Annotated in this window: 24 protein-coding genes; 11 read left to right on the top strand and 13 right to left on the bottom strand. The window is 71.0% G+C overall.

The window, feature by feature from the left end; translation table 11 throughout:
* Positions 1 to 109 precede the first annotated feature (109 nt).
* The 3 genes from A4U64_RS16420 to A4U64_RS16410 all read right to left on the bottom strand — a co-directional run bounded on the left by A4U64_RS16420 (position 110) and on the right by A4U64_RS16410 (position 3552).
* A complete protein-coding gene (locus A4U64_RS16420) occupies positions 110 to 1588 on the bottom strand; it encodes an aldehyde dehydrogenase (RefSeq protein ID WP_043799230.1) in 1479 nt (492 codons plus the stop codon).
* Between the two features lie 15 nt (positions 1589 to 1603).
* Positions 1604 to 2590 carry a 4-hydroxy-2-oxovalerate aldolase gene (gene dmpG / locus A4U64_RS16415; protein ID WP_202916484.1) on the bottom strand — a complete coding sequence of 329 codons (987 nt, stop codon included), beginning with the start codon at positions 2588 to 2590 and terminating at the stop codon, positions 1604 to 1606.
* An 83-nt stretch (positions 2591 to 2673) separates the two neighbouring features.
* Positions 2674 to 3552 carry an acetaldehyde dehydrogenase (acetylating) gene (locus tag A4U64_RS16410; RefSeq protein WP_065922835.1) on the bottom strand — a complete coding sequence of 293 codons (879 nt, stop codon included), beginning with the start codon at positions 3550 to 3552 and terminating at the stop codon, positions 2674 to 2676.
* A gap of 221 nt (positions 3553 to 3773) precedes the next feature.
* On the opposite strand from A4U64_RS16410, the gene A4U64_RS16405 reads away from it, so the two are divergent.
* The gene (locus tag A4U64_RS16405) at positions 3774 to 4868 is read left to right on the top strand and encodes a VOC family protein (RefSeq protein WP_006933903.1); all 1095 of its coding nucleotides are present in this window, start codon (positions 3774 to 3776) and stop codon (positions 4866 to 4868) included.
* Between the two features lie 75 nt (positions 4869 to 4943).
* On the opposite strand, the gene A4U64_RS16400 is transcribed toward A4U64_RS16405, so the two are convergent.
* Positions 4944 to 5873 (bottom strand): sigma-70 family RNA polymerase sigma factor, encoded by a 930-nt coding sequence (locus A4U64_RS16400; protein ID WP_065922834.1) that lies wholly within the window; start codon positions 5871 to 5873, stop codon positions 4944 to 4946.
* Positions 5874 to 5948: 75 nt separating this feature from the next.
* On the opposite strand from A4U64_RS16400, the gene A4U64_RS16395 reads away from it, so the two are divergent.
* From A4U64_RS16395 to A4U64_RS16385, 3 genes are all read left to right on the top strand, one after another.
* Positions 5949 to 6404 carry a carboxymuconolactone decarboxylase family protein gene (locus tag A4U64_RS16395; protein WP_029542316.1) on the top strand — a complete coding sequence of 152 codons (456 nt, stop codon included), beginning with the start codon at positions 5949 to 5951 and terminating at the stop codon, positions 6402 to 6404.
* 106 nt (positions 6405 to 6510) lie between these two features.
* Positions 6511 to 6900 carry a hypothetical protein gene (locus A4U64_RS16390; protein ID WP_065922833.1) on the top strand — a complete coding sequence of 130 codons (390 nt, stop codon included), beginning with the start codon at positions 6511 to 6513 and terminating at the stop codon, positions 6898 to 6900.
* A gap of 92 nt (positions 6901 to 6992) precedes the next feature.
* Positions 6993 to 7415 carry a hypothetical protein gene (locus tag A4U64_RS16385; protein WP_029542318.1) on the top strand — a complete coding sequence of 141 codons (423 nt, stop codon included), beginning with the start codon at positions 6993 to 6995 and terminating at the stop codon, positions 7413 to 7415.
* A gap of 96 nt (positions 7416 to 7511) precedes the next feature.
* On the opposite strand, the gene A4U64_RS16380 is transcribed toward A4U64_RS16385, so the two are convergent.
* Entirely contained in the window at positions 7512 to 9209 is a 1698-nt protein-coding gene (locus A4U64_RS16380) for a fumarate hydratase (RefSeq protein ID WP_006933912.1), read from the bottom strand.
* A gap of 292 nt (positions 9210 to 9501) precedes the next feature.
* Between A4U64_RS16380 and A4U64_RS16375 the strand changes: the two genes are divergently transcribed.
* Positions 9502 to 10257: a CPBP family intramembrane glutamic endopeptidase gene (locus tag A4U64_RS16375; protein ID WP_044475769.1), complete on the top strand. Its 756-nt coding sequence runs from the start codon at positions 9502 to 9504 to the stop codon at positions 10255 to 10257.
* A gap of 35 nt (positions 10258 to 10292) precedes the next feature.
* Positions 10293 to 10817 (top strand): 2'-5' RNA ligase family protein, encoded by a 525-nt coding sequence (locus tag A4U64_RS16370; protein ID WP_006933916.1) that lies wholly within the window; start codon positions 10293 to 10295, stop codon positions 10815 to 10817.
* Positions 10818 to 10827: 10 nt separating this feature from the next.
* On the opposite strand, the gene A4U64_RS16365 is transcribed toward A4U64_RS16370, so the two are convergent.
* Positions 10828 to 11043 carry a hypothetical protein gene (locus A4U64_RS16365; RefSeq protein WP_006933918.1) on the bottom strand — a complete coding sequence of 72 codons (216 nt, stop codon included), beginning with the start codon at positions 11041 to 11043 and terminating at the stop codon, positions 10828 to 10830.
* A 90-nt stretch (positions 11044 to 11133) separates the two neighbouring features.
* The gene (locus tag A4U64_RS16360) at positions 11134 to 11925 is read right to left on the bottom strand and encodes a helix-turn-helix domain-containing protein (RefSeq protein WP_006933920.1); all 792 of its coding nucleotides are present in this window, start codon (positions 11923 to 11925) and stop codon (positions 11134 to 11136) included.
* 128 nt (positions 11926 to 12053) lie between these two features.
* Between A4U64_RS16360 and A4U64_RS16355 the strand changes: the two genes are divergently transcribed.
* A complete protein-coding gene (locus A4U64_RS16355) occupies positions 12054 to 12389 on the top strand; it encodes a DUF1330 domain-containing protein (RefSeq protein ID WP_029542324.1) in 336 nt (111 codons plus the stop codon).
* A 12-nt stretch (positions 12390 to 12401) separates the two neighbouring features.
* On the opposite strand, the gene A4U64_RS16350 is transcribed toward A4U64_RS16355, so the two are convergent.
* Positions 12402 to 12968 (bottom strand): mismatch-specific DNA-glycosylase, encoded by a 567-nt coding sequence (locus A4U64_RS16350; protein WP_065922832.1) that lies wholly within the window; start codon positions 12966 to 12968, stop codon positions 12402 to 12404.
* A gap of 156 nt (positions 12969 to 13124) precedes the next feature.
* Between A4U64_RS16350 and A4U64_RS16345 the strand changes: the two genes are divergently transcribed.
* Positions 13125 to 14069 carry a winged helix-turn-helix domain-containing protein gene (locus A4U64_RS16345; RefSeq protein WP_006933925.1) on the top strand — a complete coding sequence of 315 codons (945 nt, stop codon included), beginning with the start codon at positions 13125 to 13127 and terminating at the stop codon, positions 14067 to 14069.
* A gap of 124 nt (positions 14070 to 14193) precedes the next feature.
* Positions 14194 to 14916, top strand: coding sequence for a DUF1906 domain-containing protein (locus A4U64_RS16340; protein ID WP_065922831.1), 723 nt, complete (start codon positions 14194 to 14196; stop codon positions 14914 to 14916).
* Here the strand turns inward: A4U64_RS16340 and A4U64_RS16335 are convergent.
* The 3 genes from A4U64_RS16335 to A4U64_RS16325 all read right to left on the bottom strand — a co-directional run bounded on the left by A4U64_RS16335 (position 14903) and on the right by A4U64_RS16325 (position 17756).
* Positions 14903 to 16330, bottom strand: coding sequence for an MFS transporter (locus A4U64_RS16335; RefSeq protein WP_006933931.1), 1428 nt, complete (start codon positions 16328 to 16330; stop codon positions 14903 to 14905). The genes A4U64_RS16340 and A4U64_RS16335 overlap by 14 nt on opposite strands.
* 123 nt (positions 16331 to 16453) lie before the next feature.
* The gene (locus A4U64_RS16330; RefSeq protein ID WP_044475770.1) at positions 16454 to 16801 is read right to left on the bottom strand and encodes a hypothetical protein; all 348 of its coding nucleotides are present in this window, start codon (positions 16799 to 16801) and stop codon (positions 16454 to 16456) included.
* A 100-nt stretch (positions 16802 to 16901) separates the two neighbouring features.
* On the bottom strand, positions 16902 to 17756 hold the full coding sequence (locus A4U64_RS16325; protein ID WP_006933936.1) for an Rv1157c family protein: 855 nt from the start codon (positions 17754 to 17756) through the stop codon (positions 16902 to 16904).
* 331 nt (positions 17757 to 18087) lie between these two features.
* Here A4U64_RS16325 and A4U64_RS16320 point away from each other — a divergent pair, with 331 nt between their 5' ends.
* Positions 18088 to 19335: a mannosyltransferase gene (locus A4U64_RS16320; RefSeq protein WP_037200676.1), complete on the top strand. Its 1248-nt coding sequence runs from the start codon at positions 18088 to 18090 to the stop codon at positions 19333 to 19335.
* Here the strand turns inward: A4U64_RS16320 and A4U64_RS16315 are convergent.
* Positions 19280 to 19567: a 4a-hydroxytetrahydrobiopterin dehydratase gene (locus A4U64_RS16315; RefSeq protein ID WP_029542335.1), complete on the bottom strand. Its 288-nt coding sequence runs from the start codon at positions 19565 to 19567 to the stop codon at positions 19280 to 19282. The two genes, A4U64_RS16320 and A4U64_RS16315, sit on opposite strands and share 56 nt — an antisense overlap.
* 25 nt (positions 19568 to 19592) lie before the next feature.
* Here A4U64_RS16315 and A4U64_RS16310 point away from each other — a divergent pair, with 25 nt between their 5' ends.
* Positions 19593 to 19997: a (deoxy)nucleoside triphosphate pyrophosphohydrolase gene (locus tag A4U64_RS16310; RefSeq protein ID WP_029542337.1), complete on the top strand. Its 405-nt coding sequence runs from the start codon at positions 19593 to 19595 to the stop codon at positions 19995 to 19997.
* 12 nt (positions 19998 to 20009) lie between these two features.
* Here A4U64_RS16310 and A4U64_RS28560 read toward each other — a convergent pair whose 3' ends face one another.
* Positions 20010 to 20177 carry a hypothetical protein gene (locus A4U64_RS28560; protein ID WP_006933942.1) on the bottom strand — a complete coding sequence of 56 codons (168 nt, stop codon included), beginning with the start codon at positions 20175 to 20177 and terminating at the stop codon, positions 20010 to 20012.
* Between the last annotated feature and the right edge of the window lie 380 nt (positions 20178 to 20557).

Raw genomic sequence — 20557 nt, 5'->3', positions numbered from 1 at the left:
CGGGCGATTGGTCGTTCGGCCGCGATCGACGCGCCGAACAGAAATCCGCCCACGCAAGATGCCGTGGGCGGATTCCGGTCTGCGGAGCGAATCCGATTCTCCGGCCGTTTCAGCCGCGCAATCGGAGGGTGACCGCGCGGGGTTCGGTGAAGAATTCGCGCGAGTACTGGCCGCCTTCGCGGCCGAGGCCGCTGGCGCCTTCGCCGCCGAACGGCAGGCGCAGGTCGCGTTCGAAGAACGTGTTGATCCACACGGTGCCGGCCTTCCAGCGGGCGGCCATCCGGTGGGCCCGGTCCAGGTTCTGGGTGAACAGCATCCCGGCCAGGCCGTAGGGGGAGTCGTTGGCGATGCGCAGGGCCTCCTGTTCGGTGTCGAAGCCGAGGACGGTCTCGACCGGACCGAAGATCTCCTCGCGTGCGGTGCGGGAGTCGTTGCTCAGCCCGGTGATCACGGTGGGCGGGTAGTAGAAGCCGCCGGCGCGGGCCTGGTCGGTGAGGCGGGCGCCGCCGGTGACGACCTTGCCGCCTTCCTCCTGGGCGAGTTCGACGTAGCCGTGCACCTTGTCGAGGTGGCGTTGCTCGATGAGCGGGCCCAGGAAGTTCGACGGGTCCTTCGGGTCGCCGACGGTGAGCGTGTTCGCCTGCTCGGTGAACCGGGCCAGGAACTCGTCCATGATGCTGTTGTGCACCAGCAGCCGGGACCCGGCCAGGCACACCTGTCCGTTGCCGCCGAAGATCGCGCGGATCGCCATCGGCACGGCGACGTCGAGGTCGGCGTCGGCGAAGACGATGTTCGCGGACTTGCCGCCCATCTCCGCCGAGACCGGGGTGTGGTTGACTGCCGCGGCCTGCAGGATCTTCACGCCCGTCGCGCTCGAGCCGGTGAAGGTGATCCGATCCACCCGCGGATCCGAGGTCAGCGGCCCGGCGACGGCCTCACCGCCGAACCCGTGCACGACGTTGAGCACGCCCTCGGGCAGTCCGGCCTCGAGGGCGAGTTCGGCGAAGCGGTGCGCGGTCAGCGGGGTCTGCGGCGCCGGCTTGAGCACCGCGGTGTTACCGAAGGCCAACGCGGGGGCGATCTTCCAGGTGGCCAGCATCAGGGGTGCGTTCCACGGGCTGATCGCCGAGACCACACCGGCCGGCGGGTAGAGCACGTAGGACAGCAGGTCCCCGTCGGGGTAGGCCTCGTTGGCGGCCATCGCGACGTAGTCGGCGAAGAACCGCAGATTGTGGGCCACGCGGGGGATTTCGGCGTGCAGCGACTGGTTGATGCTCTTGCCGCCGTCGCGGGTCTCGAGCAGGGCGAGTTCCTCGCGGTGGGCGTCGACCGTGTCGGCGACCGCGTGCAGGATCTTCGCGCGCTCCTTCGGGGACAGCAGCGGCCAGGGGCCGTCGTCGAAGGCGGTGCGGGCGGCGGTGATCGCCGCGGCACCGTCCTCGGCGGTGCCCGCGGGCACGACCCCGAGCAGCGCCCCGTCGTGGGGGTCGCGGGACTCGAAGGTGGCCCCGTCCGACGCCGGCTTCCATTCGCCGCCGATCAGGTGCCGGACCTGCGTCACCGACGGCGTGTTCTGGGTCTGTGTCATGGCAGTCTCCCCGGGTCAGACGCCGGCTCGGGCCGGCAGTTCGTAGGTGCGGCCGGCCAGTTCGGAGGCGACATCGACGATCATGTCCTCCTGCCCGCCGATGACGCCGCGGCGGCCGAGCTCGAGCAGGATCTCGCGGGTGGAGAGGCCGAACTTCTTCGCAGCCCGCTTGGTCGGGTGGAAGAACGTCGAGTACACCCCGGCGTAGCCGAGGATCAGGGCGGTCTCGTCGACGATCTGCGGTTCGGTCATCAGCGGGGCGACGACGTGCTCGGCGGTGTCGATCAGCGGGAACAGCTCGACCCCGGTGTCCCAGCCGGCCCGCTCGAACGCGGCGGCGAGCACCTCGGTCTGGGCGTTGCCGGCGCTGGCGCCGAGCCCGCGCAGCGACCCGTCGATGAACGTCGCCCCGTGCTCGGCCGCGGTGAGCGCGTTGGCGATGCCGACCCCGAGATTGTTGTGAGCGTGGAAACCGATGTCGGCGGAGATCGCCTGCCGCAGGGCCGCGACGCGGTCGCCGGCGTGCCGGGGCACCATCGCGCCGGCGGAGTCGACGACGTAGACGACGTCGGCGCCGTAGGAGTCGAGCTTGGCGGCCTGCTCGGCGAGCGGTTCGGGCTCGAGCTTGTGGCTCATCATCAGGAACGTCATCACGTTCAGGCCCTTGTCCTTGGCCCACTCGACGGGCTGCTGGGCGCAGTCGGCCTCGGTGCAGTGCACCGCGACGCGCACGGTCTTGATGCCGGCGTCGATCGCGCCCTGCAGTTCGGCGAGGGTGGCGATGCCCGGGACGTACAGCACCGCGATGTCCGCATCGTCGACGGCGTCGACGGCGGCACGCACGTACTCGGGGTCGGTGGCGGCGGCGAAGCCGTACTGGATCGAGGAGGCACCGAGGCCGATGCCGTGGGCCACCTCGATGGTGGGGATCCCGGCCCGGTCGAGGCCGCGGGCGATGTCGGCGACGTTGCCGGGGGTGAACCGGTGCGAGACCGACGACATGCCGTCGCGCAGGGTGGTGTCGACGAGGGTGACCTTGCGGCGCCCGCCGGGAGTGCCGGGGGTGTGGGTGGTGTCGGTGGTGCTCACTGGGCTGCTCCCTGGACGAGGCTGCGCTGCGCCATGACGTCGGCGACCTGCACGGCGGCGGCGGTGATGATGTCGAGATTTCCGGCGTAGGTGGGCAGGAAGTCGCCGGCGCCGACGACCTCGAGCATGACCGTGACCAGGTCGCCGTCCACATCGACCAGACGCAACGTGTAGCCGGGGACGTACTGCTGCACCTTGGCGACCATCTCGACCACGGCGCGTTCGATCGCGTCCGGGTCGGGGTGGCGGACCTTGGCGTAGACGGTGTCGCGCATGTTCATCGGCGGCTCGGCCGGGTTGATCACCGAGATCGCCTTGGCGCGGTCCGCGCCGGCGACCTGCGCGAGTGCCCGGCCGGTCTTCTCGCTGAATTCGCTGAGGTTCTGGCGGGTGCCCGGGCCGGCGCTGTGCGAGGCGATCGCGGCGACGATCTCCCCGTAGTAGGCGTCCGCGGCCTGGTTGATCGCGTACAGGATCGGGATCGTGGCCTGACCGGCACAGCTGACCATGTTCACGTTCGGTGCGTCGAGGTGTTCGGTGAGATTGACCGCGGGCACGACGTACGGGCCCACCGAGGCGGGCGTCAGGTCGATCGCGGTGATGCCGGCCGCGGCGTACCGGGGTGCGGCCGCGGCGTGCACCCTCGCCGAGGTGGCCTCGAACACCACGTCCGGCAGCTCGGGCCGGGCCAGGAGCCACTCGAGCCCCTCCGCGGACGCCTCGAGGCCCTCCTGCCGGGCCCGCTCGAGTCCCTCGCTGGCCGGATCGATGCCGACCATGTACACCGGCTCGACATGCTCGGACCGCAACAGCTTGTACATCAGGTCCGTCCCGATGTTCCCGGATCCGACGATCGCGGCTTTCAATCGACTCATCTGTGGGCCTTCCCTCCAGTGTCGGGGTGATGCTGCCGACGCTAGGGGCGATCCCCTGGTAGACGGCGGGTGATCCGGCGGTACCGGACACGCCCGGCCGTGATCCGATCGGTGTTCGGCTATCCCGAACAGCGCTGACGGAAGCGCCGGCACCCCCGCAAGCTCGTGACATCCACCACAACCGGAGCAGCAAGCCCGGCCAGCGGAGATCAGGAGTAGCCATGACCGACCCCACTGCCCGTTTCGACATCGCGCACCTCGCCCGTGCCGAACTGTTCACCCCCAGGCCGCAGGAAACCCTCGACTTCTTCACGAAGTTCCTCGGCATGTACGTCACGCATCGGGAGGGGCAGTCCGTCTACCTGCGTGGGTACGAAGACCCGTACCAGTGGAGCCTGAAGGTCACCGAGGCGCCGGAAGCCGGCATGGGCCACGCCGCGCTGCGCGCCAGTTCGCCGGAGGCGCTCGAGCGCCGCGTGGCGTCGCTGAAGCAGGGCAACGTCGAGGGTACGTGGAGCGAGGACCAGTTCGGCTACGGCAAGACCTTCGAGTTCCAGTCCCCGGACGGTCACAACCTGCAGTTGCTGTGGGAGGTGGAGAAGTACGTCGCCCCGCAGGAACTGCAGAGCAAGATCCTCTCGCGGCCGTCGAAGAAGCCGCTGTCGGGGATTCCGGTCAAGCGGATCGACCACCTCAACCTGATGGCCTCGGATGTCACCCCGCTCAAGGACTCGTTCGAGCGGCACCTCGGATTCCGCACCACCGAACGCGTCGTGGACGGCAACGTCGAGATCGGCGCCTGGATGAGCTCGAACCTGCTCGGCCACGAGGTCGCCTGCATGCGGGACATGACCGGCGGCCGCGGCAAGCTCCACCACCTCGCGTTCTACTACGGCACCGGCCAGCACCTTGCCGATGCGGTCGAGATGTTCCGCGACTACGACATCCAGATCGAGGCCGGCCCCGACAAGCACGGGATCACCCAGGGGCAGTTCCTCTACGTGTTCGAGCCGGGCGGCAACCGCATCGAACTGTTCGGCGAGGCCGGTTACCTGCACCTGGATCCGGACGCCGAGACCAAGACCTGGCAGATGTCCGATATCGACACCGGTCTCGCGGTCGGCGGCGCGAAGCTGCCGTGGGAGACGTACTTCACCTACGGCACCCCGAATCCGCTCGCACTCGATCAGCACATCGAGAAGTTCTCGCACTTCGGTCCCGGTGCTCCCGTCGACGACCCGGAGGTGAGTGCCGCGGAACGCGCGGTTCCGGACGAAATCGACCATTCCCGAGCGGTTTCGGGATCCCCGGTCTGAGCCCTGGCCTTCTGCGGGTGCGCACCTCCCGCGCCGGTCTCCGGCGTGCCGCGACGAGAGGTGCGCACCCGCGTGTCAGCCGGCGTCCGGGAACGTCACCTCGAGCGCCGCGAGCTGCCCGGGATCCGACACCACCTCGATCTCGACGATCGCGTCGTCTTCGATCGTGAAGGCGAACACCGTGCGCGGACGGCCGCCCGGCGCCCATGCGGCACCGGGCATTCCGTCGACGAGCACCGTCCGGGCGGCCTGGGCGCGGCCGTCGAAAACCTTTGCGACGCTGTGGGGTCCGTGAAGCTCGTGCGCGAGCGCCGGTGCGCCGTGAGCCGCGCCGGCACGGGCCGTCGCCACGGCGACGTCGTCCGCGCGAAGGACCACGTCCGGATCGAGCAGGGCCAGCAGGTCGTCGAACCGTCCCTCCCGCGACGCGGCGAGGAACGCGTCGACGAGGCGACGGCGGCGCATCAGGTCGGCCCGTGGGGCGGTCGCGCCCTGGATGCGCCGCCGCGCGCGGCTCGCGAGCTGGCGGGTGGCGGCGGGGGAGCGCTCCACGATCGGGGCGATCTCGTCGAACGGGACGGCGAACAGGTCGTGCAGCACGAACGCGAGGCGTTCGGCCGGGGCGAGGGTGTCGAGCACGACGAGCATGGCCACACCGACCGAATCGGCCAGCAGTGCAGCGCTTTCCGGAACGTCGCGCGGGTCCGTCGACCCAGGTTCGGGACGGTCGGGCTGATCGAGGGGGACCTCCCGGCGCGAGCCCCGGGAGCGCAGCATGTCCAGGCACACCCGGCTCACCACCGTCGTCAGCCAGCCTCCCAGGTTGGCGACCTCGTCGGTGCCGGAGCGGTGCAGGCGCAGCCAGGCCTCCTGCACGGCGTCGTCGGCCTCGCTCGCCGAGCCGAGCATGCGGAAGGCCACCGCCCGGAGATGGTCCCGATGTGCCTCGAACTGTTCGGCGGGGAAGGCGCCGCCGGGGTGGGCCGAAAAGTATCCGTCGCTCATGTCGTCACATTCTGTCGTCGGGATCCGTCATGGCTGTGACGAACGCACGACCCCGGATGTGACAAGGAGACGATCATGAAGGCTCGAATGACGAATCCCGCGCTCGTTCTGCCCGACGCGGTGACGGCGTTGCAGGCACTGGGGAACGCCGCCGACGGTGGCGGGCTGCCGGCGCGCACCACCCACCTCGTGCATCTGCGGGCGAGCCAGATCAACGGATGCAGCGTCTGTGTGGACATGCACCCGCGGCTGGCGAAGAAGGACGGGGAGACCGACAAGCGGCTGTTCGCGGTGGCGGCGTGGCGCGAGGCGCCGTACTTCACCGATGCCGAGCGGGCGGCCCTGGCGCTGACGGAGGCGGTGACCCGGCTCGCGGACCGGCCCGACCCGGTGCCCGACGACGTCTGGGACGAGGCCGCCCGCCACTACGACGAGCCGCAACTGGCGGCGCTGATCTTGCAGATCTCGCTGATCAACGTGTGGAACCGGCTCAACGCGACGGTCAAGCAGGTGGCCGGCGCGCAGTGGTGACGACCGCGACGTTGCCCCCCGCCGTATTTTCTGGAATCATTCCAGATAATGCGTCGGAGGGTCGTCGCCCGCGTGGTGACGGCCCCGAACGAAAAGGAGTGCGCTCATGTTCGCCGCCGGCTCCGGTGCCGTCACGCTTCCGTCGATGGTCCTCGGAGGACTGCGGCCGCTCTACCGGCAGATGGCACGCGCCAACGTGCGCACCGTGGGCTTCGTGCACACCGTGGGCGCGAACCGGTTCGAGGTCCGGCTGACCGCGGCGGTGGGTGGACCGACGCTCGACATCCGTTCGCGGGACCGGACGATCGCGTTCACGGTGCCGCTCACGGCGCAGTTCCGGGCGCAGCCGGAACTCGATCCGGGCAGCTACCGGACGCTGTGCGCGATGCTGACGCCGGACGCCGCTCCGGCGGCCGGCACCGTCGTCCGCTTTCTGCAGGGCCTCGTCGCGCAGGCGCCCGCCGTGCTCTCCCGCACGGACACCCCCGCGGCCTGAGGGAGCCCGCCGCGACGGGGTTCGGCTGCCGAGACGGTGCCCGGGGGGCATGATCGGATCGGGACCGAACCGTGGTCCGGAGGAGGGTGACGATGGCGGAGGAAGGCGAGACCCGTCGATTCGGACTGCTCGGGTCCGCGATGGAGGAGTTGCTGGAGAGGACCCGCGCCGTGGCGGACGCGGTCGGGTCGATCGGGAGCGACGCCCTCGGCGCGATTCCCGAGCCCCTGTCCGCGCCCGCGAACCGGATGCTCGGCTCTCTTCGGCAGGTGATGGAGCTCGTGCCACCCGTCCTCACCGAGTTCGACGCACTCGTCGAGCAGCTGCACGCGCAGCGAAAATCGGTGCAGGCGCTGCAGGCACAACTGTCGGCGTTCGACCGTCAGTTGGAGGTGGTCGAAAAGTCGCTGGCGCCGTTGCAGGGTCTGGCCCATCAGTGGTCCCGTCTGCAGCAGTCGCTGCTCGACTACCCCGCCACCGGCGAACCGAAGAAGTCCGGCCCGTCGGAGGCCTGATCGACCGGATGCGTCGGCTCGTCCGGCGCCGCAGCATCCCGGTGCGTCCTTCGGGCTGCTGGGACAGCCCAAAGGACGCACCGGCGGCGCAGCCGCCTACAGGCCGGGGCGCTTGCCGATCGTCAGGGTGACCTCGCCGGTGCCGGCGAAGAAATCGTTGCCCTTGTCGTCCACGACGATGAACGCCGGGAAGTCCTCGACCTCGATCTTCCACACCGCTTCCATACCCAGTTCCGGGTATTCGAGAACCTCGACCTTCTTGATGCAGTCGAGTGCGAGGCGCGCGGCCGGCCCGCCGATGGAGCCGAGGTAGAAGCCGCCGTGGTTCTTGCAGGCGTCGGTGACCTGCTGCGAGCGGTTGCCCTTGGCGAGCATGACCATCGAGCCGCCCGCGGCCTGGAACTGCTCGACGTAGGAGTCCATCCGGCCGGCCGTGGTGGGGCCGAACGAACCGGAGGCCATGCCGTCCGGGGTCTTGGCCGGCCCGGCGTAGTACACCGGGTGGTCCTTCAGGTACTGCGGCATTCCCTCGCCGGCGTCGAGGCGTTCCTTGATCTTCGCGTGCGCGATGTCGCGGGCGACGACGAGCGGGCCCGTGAGGGACAGCCGGGTCTTGACGGGGTGCTTGGACAGTTCGGCGAGGATCTCCGGCATCGGCCGCGTCAGGTCGATCTTCACCGCGGCACCCTTGCCGGTGCCCGACACGCCCTCGGTCTCGGCGTCGAGCTGGGCGTCGGTGATCTCGGGCAGGAAGCGGCCCGGGTTGAACTCGAGCTGTTCGAGGAACACGCCCTCCGGGGTGATCTTCGCCTTCGCCTGCCGGTCGGCGGAGCAGGACACGGCCAGCGCCACCGGCAGCGACGCGCCGTGCCGGGGCAGGCGGATGACACGCACGTCGTGGCAGAAGTACTTGCCGCCGAACTGCGCGCCGATCCCGATCTTGCGGGTCAGCTCGAGCACCTGCTCCTCGAGCTTGAGGTCGCGGAAGCCGCGGCCGGTGATCGCGCCCTCGTTCGGCAGCTCGTCCAGGTAGTGCGCCGAGGCGTACTTGGCGGTCTTGAGGGCGAACTCGGCGGAGGTGCCGCCGACGACGATCGCGAGATGGTACGGCGGGCACGCGGCGGTGCCGAGCGAGCGGATCTTGGCCTCGAGGAATCGCATCATCGAGTCCGGGTTCAGGATCGCCTTCGTCTCCTGGTACAGGTACGACTTGTTGGCCGATCCGCCGCCCTTGGCCATGAACAGGAACTTGTAGGCGTTCTCGTGGCCGGCCGCCGTGTCGGCGTAGAGCTCGATCTGCGCCGGCAGGTTCGAGCCGGTGTTCTTCTCCTCCCACATGGTGAGGGGAGCGTTCTGCGAGTACCGCAGATTGAGTCGGGTGTACGCGTCGTACACGCCGCGGGCGATGGCTTCCTCGTCGTTGCCGGGACTGAGGACGTGCTGGCCGCGCTTGCCCATGACGATCGCGGTGCCGGTGTCCTGGCACATCGGCAGCACCCCGGCGGCGGCGATGTTGGCGTTCTTCAGGAGATCGAGCGCGACGAACTTGTCGTTGTCCGACGCCTCCGGGTCGTCGAGGATGCTTGCGAGCTGCTTCAGGTGATCCGCGCGCAGGTAGTGCTGGATGTCGTGCAGCGCGGTCTCGGTGAGCAGGCGCAGCGCCTCGGGCTCGACCTGCAGGAAGGTGCGGCCGCCCGGTCCTTCGACGGTGGACACCCCCTCGGTGGTCAGCAGCCGGTACTCGGTGGGGTCTTCCCCGATCGGCAGCAGGTCCTCGTAGAGGAAGTCGGCCATTTCTTCTCCTGAACTGTCCTGGACAGCGGGGCTGATGTTCGCGACAAGGCTAGTCCGGGCGACACGGCGCCCCGACGCCGGGGCGTGTGACGCAATCCGCTCCCGCACCCGTCGTGACCTGCGTCACTATCGAATTCGGCCGTCGCTGTGGCGCCGGTCACGGCCCCGGCGGCACGCGATCCGTACACTGGTATGGATGGTTCGTACGGCACAGGAACGGGTACTCGGAGAGCATCGGGTACCCGGAGGGCACCGCTTCCGACAGACCCGAGAGCGGGAGTTCGAGAACACATTGAGTACCGAGACCGTGCCGACGACGGCACTTGCGCACCGCGGATCGCTTCGCGGCGCCCACGCCTGGCTCGACGTCGCCGTCGTGGTGGTCGTCCTCGTCGCCACCAACCTGATCGCGCACTTCACCACCGTGTGGGCCAGCATCGCGACGGTGCCCATCGCGGCCGTGGTGCTCGTCGCGCTGATGCGCCGCCGGGGCATGCGCTGGTCCGAACTCGGGCTCTCGCCGCGCCACTGGCGGTCCGGTTCGCTCTACGCGCTGGGCGCCGCGGGGATCGTGCTGGCCGTGATCGCTGTCGGCGTGGCGCTGCCCCCGACCCGGCAGTTCTTCCTGTCCGACCGCTACGCCACGATCTCCGGCGCGCTCCTCGCGTCGATGATCGTCATCCCGCTGCAGACGGTCATCCCCGAGGAACTCGCGTTCCGCGGCGTGCTGCACGGCACGCTCGAACGTGTCTCGGGTGCGCGCGGCGTGTTCGCCGCCGGCTCGCTGCTGTTCGGCCTGTGGCACATCGCCTCGTCGCTCGGGCTCACGAACGGCAACCGCGGGCTCAGCGGCGTCCTCGGCGGCGGCCTGTGGGGACAGGTGCTGGGCATCGCCGGAGCGGTCGTGGCGACCGCGGCCGCCGGATTCGTCTTCACCTGGCTGCGCCGCCGCAGCGGGAGCCTGATCGCCCCGATCGCCCTGCACTGGTCGCTCAACGGCGCCGGTGCCCTGGCCGCGGCCCTGGTCTGGCACGCCACCCTGAACTGACCGCCGGCGAACCGCCACCGCGGTACCGTGCGCTGATGGCACTCGCGGTCTGCCTGCTCTTCGACGCCGCCGCCCGGCGCGCCCTGCAACAGCTGTGGGCCCGGCTCGAAGATCTCGGTGTGCCGACGCTGCTCACCCATACCCACGGCCGGCACGTGCCGCACCTGTCGTACGCGGTGCTGCGCAGCTACGACGTCGACGACGTGACGGCCGCGCTCGAGGCGCTGCCCGACGGCGGGCCGCTGACCCTCTACTCCGACGGCCTGGGCGCCTTCCGGCGCGGACGGATCTGGCTCGCGCCCGCCCCCACCGCCGACCTCCTGCGGCGCCAGCAGCGTGTGGTCGACACCGTCACCGCCACCGGCGCGGACCTGCACAAGCACTACCGGCCGGGCGTATGGACCCCGCACCTGACCCTCAGCCCCCGCGCACGGCTGGACGACCTGCCGCGGGTGGCCGCGGCCGTCTACGACGTGCTGCCCCTCGCAACGGCCGTGTCCGGCGCGGCACTGATCGACACCACGACGGGGGAGCGCCGTCCGTTGCGGCGGGTCCCGTGACCGACGTCGCTCACTCCTCGGGGTTCTCCACCCACTTGCCGTAGGGCGGGGGGCCCTCGCCCATGATCTGCACTCCGAAGTGCGGGGCGTGCTTCCACACGTAGCCGTGCAGGGTGTGTTCCTCCGACGTCTGCGTGTTGACGAGGACGAGGTCTCCCGTCGCGCGCTCCTCGAGCGAGAACCCGCTCTCCGGGCCCTCGAGTACCCACCACTTCTTCCTGCTCATGATCGATGCCCTCCGGTGCGGGACGGGACAGGTCTCGGGCCGGACGTTACTCCCGAGCGGGCCTTCGCGGCACCGGTTCGCCGATCCGGGTCATCGGCTCCCCAGCAGACGGCGGGTGGTCTCGTCGGCGGGGTAGAACGCCTCGATCGCCAGTTCCGCGACGGTGACGTCCAGCGGCGTGCCGAACAGCGTCGTCGTGCTCAACAGCGACAGCTCGCCGTCGTCGGTGCGCAGCCGCAGCGGCACCACCAGGGCGTGGGCGCCGGCCGGGTCGAGCTCGGCGTCGTGGCCGTCGTCGCACGGGTAGGCGGCCAGTTCGGCGTGCAGCCGTCGCAGCACCGGGTCGCCCGTCGCGGCGAGCTGGTGCCGCAGACGTGTCAGCAGGTGCGCCCGCCACTGGCCGTGGTTGGCGATGCGCGGCGCCATGCCCTCCGGGTGCAGCGTCACCCGCAGCACGTTCACCGGGGGCTCGAGCAGCCGCGGCGCGCAGCCGTCGAGCAGTCCCACCACGGCGTCGTTGGCGTCGACCATCGTCCAGTGCCGGTCCACCACCAGCGCCGGATACGGCCGGTGCGACGCCAGGATCCGCTCGATCGCGTCGGCCACCGCGGCCATCGGCACGTCCCCGAGTCGGTGCTCCGGATACGCGGGGGCCAGGCCGGCCGCGAGCAGCAGCGAGTTGCGCTCCCGCAGCGGGATGTCGAGCTGATCGGCCAGGCGCAGCAGCATGGTGCGGGTCGGCCGCGACCGGCCGGTTTCGAGGAAGCTCACGTGCCGCGCCGAGACCTCCGCCCGGTTGGCGAGCGCGAGCTGGCTCAGGCCGCGACGCTCGCGCCAGTGCCGCAGCAGCACTCCGACGGGTTCCTCGTGCACGGTGGTCATGCCCGTCACCGTAGGCGCGGAGTGGGAAGGGCGGCCATTACCTGCCGGGTAATCGATTCGGGCACCGGAGCGCGGCAGTCTCGTCGGTGTGCGGCACACCGCCGCCACCGACCGACCGGGAGGACCCCATGACCGCCTACGCGATCGCCCATCTGCGTTCCGTCGACTTCGGCCCCGAGATCGTCCGTTACCTCGAGGAGATCGACGACACCTTCACGCCGTACGGGGGCAGGTTCGTCGTCCACGGCGCCGAACCCGAGGTTCACGAGGGACCGTGGCCCGGCCACGTCGTGGTCGTCGAGTTCCCCGACCTCGAGCAGGCCCGCGCCTGGTACCGGTCGCCGGCCTACCAGGCGATTCTGCCGCTGCGCACCGAGCACTCCGACAGTTCGGCGATCCTCGTCGACGGCGTGCCGCCGGGATACCGGGCGAGGGACTACCTCGCCAAGGTGGGACGCGGCTGATCCGTCCGCGGTTCAGCGCAGGATCCCGGCCGCGCGGGCCGGCGCCGCATACGCCTCGGCGAGGGTGTCCACCGTCTCGTGGGCGTTGAGCCCGCTCGGATTCGGCACCACCCACACCGGCACCCCGCCGAGCGTCTCCGCCTGCAGCCCCGCGACGGCCTTCCGGTGCCCGAACGCCGACCGGTACGCGGTGATGCCGGCGACGGCCACCACCCGCGGCCGGTGCAGCGCCACCACCTCGGCCAGCCGCACCGCCCCGGCCCGCAGTTCCTCGGCCGTGAGCTCGTCCGCGCGGGCCGTGGCGCGCGGCGCGAGATTGGTGATCCCGACGCCCCGCTCGATCAGGTGGGCCCTGTCGTCCTCGCTCATCCCCGAGGTGGGGTCGATGGGCCGGAGCAGGATGCCGGCCCGCAGCAGCGCCGGGTAGAAGCGGTTGCCGGGCCGCGCGAAGTGCGCACCCGTCGCCGCCGTCCACAGGCCCGGGTTGATGCCCACGAACAGCAGCCGGCAGTCCGGCCCGATCAAATCGGGCACCACCGCGTCACGGAAGCGTTCGAGTTCGGCGCGCGTGAATCCCACCCGCCCCACGGTAGCGAGCGGCGCCGCCGGCCCCGGCAGTGCCGGGCCCGGGGAGTGTGGCCGCCATCGCGCCCGCGCCCATCGGCTAGGGTGAAATGCGCGTCGTGGCGGGACCGGACAGCCGCGGCGAGCAGGGCCGAAACGATAGGGGAAGGTGTGCAGCGCCGGAACGTGATCGGTAACCCCGTCGGAGACTCGTCCGGCCGCGAGGTGGCGCTACCGCCGTACACGGATCTGCTGTGGCCCACCCTGCAGGCGCTGATCGGGCTCGGAGGCTCGGCCTCGATCGAGGAGCTCGAGAAGGCCGTCATCGCGCGCGAAGGTCTGTCCGAGGCCGCGCGGTCCGTACTGCACGGCGACGGGCCGGTCACCGAGATCGAGTACCGGGTCGGCTGGGCGCGCACCTACCTCAAGGGCATGGGGCTGCTCGCCAACACCCGTCGCGGCGTGTGGAGCGTCACCGACCGCGGCCGCGCGGTGCAGGAATCCGAGATCAAGCCCCTGCAGGTGGCATACACCGCGGAGAAGCGGCGCAAGCGGCTCGTGCGCAACGCGTCGTCGCGCGCGCAGGTGGTGACCCTCGCGGCCGCCCCCGAGGATCCCGAGCTGTGGCGCGAGCCCGTGCTCGCCGCCGTCGCCGAGCTCCCCGACGAGGGCTTCGAACGGCTCGCCGTCGCGGTGCTCCGCGCCGCCGGCTTCACCACCATCTCGGTGCCCCCGCACGGCGGTCACCTCGACACCGGCTCCGACAACGACGTCGACGTCGAAGGCACCGGCGTGCTGCGGGTGTCGCTGCTCGGCTTCTCGGTGTTCTTCCGGTTCCTGCGCGGCCCCGAGCGGGCGGGCGCGGACGTCGTGCGCGAGTTCCGCGCCGCGATGGCCGGTCGCGGCGAGAAGGGCCTGCTCGTCACCACCGGGACGTTCGGCGACGACGCCCGCGCCGAGGCGCATCGCCTCGGCGCGCCGCCCATCGAACTCGTCGACGGCGACGGCCTGTGCGATCTGCTCAAGGAGCACGGTCTCGGGGTCCACACCACGGTGCGCACCGTCGAGGACGTCGCCCTCGTTCCCGCCTTCTTCGCCGAGCTCGGCGGCCGGTAGCCGCGCCGCGTCCCCGTCGCGCGGGCCCCGAATCCCGATGTGCCCGCGCGGGACCCGCGAGTGTGGTGCAATACCGGAAGCTCGACACCCTGTCCGCCGTGCACGCTCGTCCAAGCGAGGTTCGATGGCCATCTCACGTCGGGAACTGTTGCGGTACGCGGCCGTCGGCTCGTGCGCGGCCTGGGTGTCGGCCGTCGCCGCCCCCGGGGTGGCGCACGGCCGGGAGGTGCTCGGCACGATCGTCGACTACTCGGCGGCCGTGCCGTCGCCGTCGTCGATCCGTGCCGCCGGGCACATCGGTGCCATCCGGTACGTCTCGGACCGCCGGCCGGGCGCCGAATGGATGCTGGCCAAGCCGCTGACGGAGTCGGAGGCCGCCGCGCTCGTCGCCGGCGACCTCGAGGTCGTGTCGTGTTATCAGTTCGGCAAGGCCGACACGGCGGACTGGCTCGGCGGATACGACGCCGGGGTCCGGCACGCGACGCGCGGCCTCGAGCTGCATCGGGCGGCCGGGGGACCGGCGGACCGGCCGATCTACGCCTCGGTCGACGACAATCCGTCCGAGCAACAGTTCGCCGACCTGATCGCGCCGTACCTGCAGGGCTGGCACGACGTGCTCGGCGCCGGGAACACCGGCGTGTACGCCAACGGGCCGACCATCTCCTGGGCCCGCGACGCCGGCCTGGGATCGTTCTACTGGCAACATGATTGGGGCACGGCTGAGGGCTACGTGCATCCCGCGGCGAACCTGCACCAGGTGGGTGGCGGGACGATCGACGGCATCGGCATCGACGTCAACAATGTATTCAGCGCCGACTACGGGCAGTGGTCGCTCACCGCCGGTTGAGCCCGCCGGGCCGCGCCCGGGGAACGGCGGCGGTCAGGGCCAGCGCGACGGCGGAGGCCGCGATCGACAGCAGGAAGGTGGCGCGGAACCCGTCGAGGGCGGGCACCGTGTAGGTGCCGACCGTCGTGGTCATCGCCGCGAGCACCACGCTCACCACCGCCGCGGACGTGGACGTCCCGATCGAACGCATCAGCGTGTTGAGACTGCTCGCGGCGGCGGTCTCGGACAGCGGCACCGCGCCCATGATGAGGGCCGGCATCGCCGCGTACGCCAGGCCGATGCCCGCCCCGATGATCATCCCCGCCACGACGATGTGCCAGATCTCGGTGTACGCGACGTAGACCAGCACGTAGCCGGCGCCCACCACCACGACCCCGCTCGCCAGGGTGACCCGTGGCCCGTGGCTGCCGGTGATCCGCGCGGAGACGGGGGACAGCGCCATCATGACGATCCCGCCCGGCGCGATGAGCACGCCGGCCGTCACCATGGACAGCCCGAATCCGTAGCCCGTCTCGGTGGGGGCCATCAGCAACTGCGGGAACGCGAGCATCTGTCCGTAGATCGCGAATCCGACGGCGACCGACGCGAGGTTGGTCAGCAGCACCGGGCGCCGCGCGGAGATCCGTAGATTCACCAGGGGTCGCGCCGTGCGCAGTTCGTAGTATCCCCACACGAGCGCCGCGCCGGCGGCGCCGGCGAACATGCCCAGGGTCAGGGGATTCGACCAGCCCCAGGTGCCGCCCTTGGTGACGGGCAGGAGCAACAGCGTCAGCGTGACCGAGAGGCCGATCGCGCCGACGACGTCGAACCGGCCGGGGTTGCGGTGGGGCGACTCCGGGATCACCTTCAGCACCATGGCGATGCCCAGCAGGCCGAAGCCGGCGGCGGCGGCGAACAACATGTGCCAGTCGGCGATCTGGGCGATGGCCGCGGCGACGGGGAATCCGACGGCGCCGCCCACCCCGAGGGTGGCGCTGATGGTCGCCATCGCCCCGGCGATCCGCCGGGGCGGCAGTTCGTCGCGCAGGATCGCGATGCCGAGCGGGATCGCGCCGGTCGCCGCGCCCTGCAGGGCGCGGCCGGCGATCATCGGGAGCAGCGACTCGGCGAGGGCGCAGACGAGGGAGCCGGCCACGACCGCGCCGAGGCTGACCAGCAGCATGCGCCGCTTGCCGAACATGTCGCCCAGCCGGCCGCTGATGGGGGTGAGGACCGCCGCGGCGAGGAGCGTGGCGGTGACCGCCCATGAGGCGTTCTCCACGGACGTGCCGAGCAGGTGCGGCAGCTGGGGGAGCAGGGGGATGACGAGGGTCTGCATCAACGCGACGACGATCCCGCACAGGGAGAGCACCGCGACGAGACCACGGGGTGCGGGGCGTTCGGCTGTGACCGGAACGGGGGTCTCGACGGCCATGCGCCTCCTCGGGTCCGGGGGCCGCGCGATACGGGCGGGCATGGACGTGATCTACGAGATGTATCAGGTTCCCCACCGGGAGGGCAGCCGCGCGCCCGCCGATCGGGACACGGGCCCGGCCGGTCAGCTCTGGCAGTGCGCGGCGGGGTCGGGTTCGGCGGCGGTGACGACGAGCGTGGGATGCGGGTTGTCGGGGGCATCGTGGACACCGCGCCACGACAGCAGCGACCAGCGGGACAGTCCCGACAGCGCCGAGCCGAGGCTGGCGAACGACAGCGACGACAGGGCCGAACCGAACGAGCCCACCGAACCGACGGACAGCACCGACCCCACGCTGCCGATCGACAGGATCGAGTACGCCGAGCCGATGGACAGGATCGAGCCCTCGGAGCGGACGGACAGGATCGACCGGTGTGAACGGCGCGAGCGCAGGGACCGGGAAGCGGTGAGCCTGGACGGTGTTTCGGCCATGACTCGGTCTACCACGCGGTTCCCGGCTCGGGAAGCGCCCGGACGACGGAGGCCGCCGGGGGATGATCCCGGCGGCCTCGGCCAAGGTGCGGATGATCGGTCAGGCGACCGTGACGAGCCCGATCGTCGGCAGGAAGGTGCACGAACGCGGGGCCGCGCCCGCGGCTTGCGTGGTGATGCCGCCGGAGATCACGGCGGCCACGTTGCCGGAGCCGGTGTCGGCGATCGCGCTGAGCGTCGTCGGCCCGTCGGGATTGATCCTGGCCTCGTTGGTCAACGTCGCGGTGCCGCTGCGGCCGTTGGAGACGTTGATCCAGCTCACCGTCAGCGGCTGCGCCTGCTGGTCGGCGAACTTGGCGGTACCCAGGGCGGTGAACACGAACCCGGCCTGGCCGGCCTTCGGGCCCGGCGGCGGGAGCGGCGCGGGGCCGGCCACGGCGAGCGCGGTGCCGATGGAGTCGCCGCCGTCGCGGATGCAGTCCTTGCCGATGCTCGGGTACAGGAACTGCGAGATCGCCACGGCGCCCGGCTCCGGAATGTCGGGTCCGCCGCCGCCGCTGCCGTCGAGGAAGGTGATCACGCGCTGGAGCAGGGCCTTGACCGAGTCCGGCAGCTGCGAGTTCGCGAGCAGTTCCTTCGCCTGGTCGAGGAGCTGATTCTTGCCGTCCGCGACGTCGGCCGGGCCGGCCGCCGCTCCGACGATGGCGGGGGCGAGGGAGGCGAGGGCCTCGACCTCTTCGGGGGCGGCTGCCTGGGTGCTGAGCATGCCCATGAGCGACTCGATCGACAGATCCGCCGGCACCTGGTAGCCGGCGAACTCGGCCGGCAGCTGGAGCACGTCGGGGATGCCCGGAACGACGGGTTGCGCGACCGCCTGCGACGGCACGGTGAGCGCCGCGGCGGCGGCGAGGGCGCAGGCGGTGAACATCCTGCGCGTTGCTCGGGTTCGAAGCACTTTTCCCCATCCTTGTCGTTGAAGCGGCTCCGGAGCGCGAGGCGCCGATGCCGCTGACGGCTCGGGGAGACACTTTATGTAGGCCCCCCGATCAGTACAAGCCGTGGCCGGTCTCACAGCCGCGCCCGTACTGGCGGGAGTCTAGCCATAACGTGTTCCGATCAGTGGTGTCCGCTCGAGACTACGTGTGACTGATGTGGTTTTTGTGAGAGTAGATGAAACTGTTACTGATGTGAGTATCGTGTTCGGCCCGCCGCCGCGGAACGGATAGTCTGCATCCGTCCCCGGCCCTTCCCCCCGGGGTGACGTGACGACGGGAGGCCGCACCGCAGTGTCCGATCCGGTTCGCCCGCATCGACTGTGGTGGTGCGCGGCCCTGCTGGCCGTCTCCGTCGGAGCCCGGCTGGCGTGGAACTTCCTCACGCCCAACGGCATGAATCTCGTGGATCTGCACGTGTACGTCGACGGTTCCGCGGCGCTGCTGCGCGGCGAACTGTACGACTTCACCTACACCCGGGACACTCCCGAGTTCTCCCTGCCCTTCACCTACCCGCCGTTCGCGGCACTGGTCTTCTTCCCGCTGCACTATCTGCCCTTCCCGGTGGTCGGGGTGGCGTGGCAGCTGCTGACCGTGGCCGCCCTGTTCGGCCTCCTGCGCATCTGCCTCGAGTTGCTGTTCGGTTCCGCGGCGCACGGCGCGCGCTGGACGGCGGTCGCGCTCGTGTGGACGGCGGTGGGCATCTGGACGGAGCCCATCCGCACGACCCTCGACTACGGACAGGTCAACGTGTTCCTGGCCTTCGGCGTGATGGTCGCGGTCCGCAGCAACCGCTGGTGGCTCTCGGGCGGACTGGTCGGATTGCTCGCCGGCATCAAGCTGACCCCGGCGATCGCCGGCATGTACTTCGTGGCGCGTCGCCGCTGGGCGGCGGCGTTCTTCTCCGCGGCGACCTTCGCCGCCACCGTCGCCGTCAGCTGGCTGCTCCTCGGCGACCAGGCGCGGACCTACTTCACCACGTTGTTCGGCGACGCCGACCGGATCGGGCCGGTGGGGTCGGTCTGGAACCAGTCGCTGCGCGGAGCGCTGAGCCGCATCGTGGGACACGACGTGGGCACCGGGCCGCTGTGGCTGGCGGCTGTCGCGGCCTCGGCGGCGCTCGCCGTCGCGGCCTGGCGTGCCCTCGGCCCGGACGACCGGCTCGGCACGATCGTCGTCGTCGAACTGTTCGGGCTGCTGGTGTCGCCGATCTCCTGGATGCACCACTGGGTGTGGGTGCTGCCGATGCTGCTGTGGCTGGTCTACGGGCCGCTCGCCGGCCGCCTCGGCACCCGTGTGCTCGCCGGGTTCTGGGCGGTGCTGACCGTCGTCGGGGTGCCGTGGCTCCTCGGCCTGGCGCAGGACTCGATGTGGGACATCTCCCGCCCCGCCCTGCTGGCCTGGGCGGGCGCGTGCAACGTGGTGGGGGTGCTGGCGGTGTACGCGTGGATCGTCTACACCGGGCGCCCGGCTGCGGCCCCGCCCGTCAGCCGCGGGCCAGCGCGTCGATCTTCCGGGCCAGCTCCACGTCCGACCCGGTGATCCCGCCGGCGGAATGGGTGGACAGCGAGTAGGTCACCTTCCGCCAGCGGATGTCGATGTCGGGGTGGTGGTTCGCCGCCTCGGCGGCCTCGGCCACCCTGTCCACCAGCGCGACGGCCGCGGGGAACGAGGAGGACTCGACGGTCCGCACGATCGCGTTCCCGTCCCGTCGCCACTCGGGCAGCTGGGCGAGGGCGGCATCGATGTCGGCGTCGGAGAGCAACTCGGCCATGCCCCATTCTGGGACGATGCCGCACATGAGTGCAACGACGGGCCGGGCGGACGAGGTAGTGGCCGGGGCGATCTTCCGCGACGGCCGGCTGTTGCTGGCCCAGCGCATCGGGCCGCCGGAGCTCGCGGGGCTGTGGGAGCTGCCGGGCGGCAAGGCCGAGCCGGGGGAGTCCGCCGAGGCGGCGCTGCGCCGGGAGCTGCGCGAGGAACTGGGCGTGGAGGTCGCCGGTGCGCAGCGGGTCGGGGTCGGGGTGCCGCTGGACGGCGGCCGGGTGCTGCGTGCCTACCGGGTGGAGCTGCTCTCCGGGGAACCGCGGCCGCTCGAACACGCGGCGCTGTGCTGGGTGGACGCCGACGAGCTGGAGCAGATCGACCTGGTGCCGAACGACCGGCTGTGGCTGCCGGAGCTGCGCGCGCACCTCGGGCGCTGACGGGGCGGCCGGTCAGGCGGCGCGGGCCTTCTTCAGGCGCTTCGCGAGTTCCTTCCCGCCGAGGCCCTCGTGCTCGAGCCTCTTCATCCGCATGATCACCACGGGGCAGCGCACACAGCGGGTCTTCTTGCGGCAGCACTTCTTCTTGGGCTCGAGCTGCGCGACCCTGCTCGCCTTCACCTTGCCCATCCGTGTCGCCGGCCTTTCGTCGGTGGGTCCCGGACCACAGCACTGGGCCCCTGGTCACATCAATTGGAAGGTTAGCATGCCCTAACAAAGGCGGAGGCGCCCGGCGAGCCGGTTTCGGCGGCCCGCAGCCGCCGGCGGGTTCGCCGAACAGTGCGCCGGGACGTGGCGAACGTCACGCTCCGGCCCGCGAACTGGTGAATCAGCCGTCGGCGGGCGCGAGGTACCACGTCCGGCCTGTACTGTATTGGAGGCCGCAGTGCCTGTGCGGGCCGTTCGCGGCCGCGAACGGGTGACTCGCATTCGCGACGCGGCCACCGCAAGAACGCCGTACGGGCGAGGTGCCGTCTGGGTCCAGTGCCGTGTGGCCGGAC

It is taken from the genome of Rhodococcus sp. WB1 (genome assembly GCF_001700945.1).
Taxonomy (GTDB): domain Bacteria; phylum Actinomycetota; class Actinomycetes; order Mycobacteriales; family Mycobacteriaceae; genus Rhodococcus; species Rhodococcus aetherivorans.
This window is presented reverse-complemented; position numbering and strand designations above follow the sequence as displayed.

Excerpts from the sequence above, each read along its gene's own strand:
- A4U64_RS16420 (WP_043799230.1), bottom strand. The coding sequence starts at position 1,588 with ATGACACAGACCCAGAACACGCCGTCGGTGACGCAGGTCCGGCACCTG.
- dmpG (WP_202916484.1), bottom strand. The coding sequence starts at position 2,590 with ATGTCGTCGGTCTCGCACCGGTTCACCCCCGGCAACGTCGCCGACATC.
- A4U64_RS16410 (WP_065922835.1), bottom strand. The coding sequence starts at position 3,552 with ATGAGTCGATTGAAAGCCGCGATCGTCGGATCCGGGAACATCGGGACG.
- A4U64_RS16405 (WP_006933903.1), top strand. The coding sequence starts at position 3,774 with ATGACCGACCCCACTGCCCGTTTCGACATCGCGCACCTCGCCCGTGCC.
- A4U64_RS16400 (WP_065922834.1), bottom strand. The coding sequence starts at position 5,873 with ATGAGCGACGGATACTTTTCGGCCCACCCCGGCGGCGCCTTCCCCGCC.
- A4U64_RS16395 (WP_029542316.1), top strand. The coding sequence starts at position 5,949 with ATGAAGGCTCGAATGACGAATCCCGCGCTCGTTCTGCCCGACGCGGTG.
- A4U64_RS16390 (WP_065922833.1), top strand. The coding sequence starts at position 6,511 with ATGTTCGCCGCCGGCTCCGGTGCCGTCACGCTTCCGTCGATGGTCCTC.
- A4U64_RS16385 (WP_029542318.1), top strand. The coding sequence starts at position 6,993 with ATGGCGGAGGAAGGCGAGACCCGTCGATTCGGACTGCTCGGGTCCGCG.
- A4U64_RS16380 (WP_006933912.1), bottom strand. The coding sequence starts at position 9,209 with ATGGCCGACTTCCTCTACGAGGACCTGCTGCCGATCGGGGAAGACCCC.
- A4U64_RS16370 (WP_006933916.1), top strand. The coding sequence starts at position 10,293 with ATGGCACTCGCGGTCTGCCTGCTCTTCGACGCCGCCGCCCGGCGCGCC.
- A4U64_RS16365 (WP_006933918.1), bottom strand. The coding sequence starts at position 11,043 with ATGAGCAGGAAGAAGTGGTGGGTACTCGAGGGCCCGGAGAGCGGGTTC.
- A4U64_RS16360 (WP_006933920.1), bottom strand. The coding sequence starts at position 11,925 with ATGACCACCGTGCACGAGGAACCCGTCGGAGTGCTGCTGCGGCACTGG.
- A4U64_RS16355 (WP_029542324.1), top strand. The coding sequence starts at position 12,054 with ATGACCGCCTACGCGATCGCCCATCTGCGTTCCGTCGACTTCGGCCCC.
- A4U64_RS16340 (WP_065922831.1), top strand. The coding sequence starts at position 14,194 with ATGGCCATCTCACGTCGGGAACTGTTGCGGTACGCGGCCGTCGGCTCG.
- A4U64_RS16335 (WP_006933931.1), bottom strand. The coding sequence starts at position 16,330 with ATGGCCGTCGAGACCCCCGTTCCGGTCACAGCCGAACGCCCCGCACCC.
- A4U64_RS16330 (WP_044475770.1), bottom strand. The coding sequence starts at position 16,801 with ATGGCCGAAACACCGTCCAGGCTCACCGCTTCCCGGTCCCTGCGCTCG.
- A4U64_RS16315 (WP_029542335.1), bottom strand. The coding sequence starts at position 19,567 with ATGGCCGAGTTGCTCTCCGACGCCGACATCGATGCCGCCCTCGCCCAG.
- A4U64_RS16310 (WP_029542337.1), top strand. The coding sequence starts at position 19,593 with ATGAGTGCAACGACGGGCCGGGCGGACGAGGTAGTGGCCGGGGCGATC.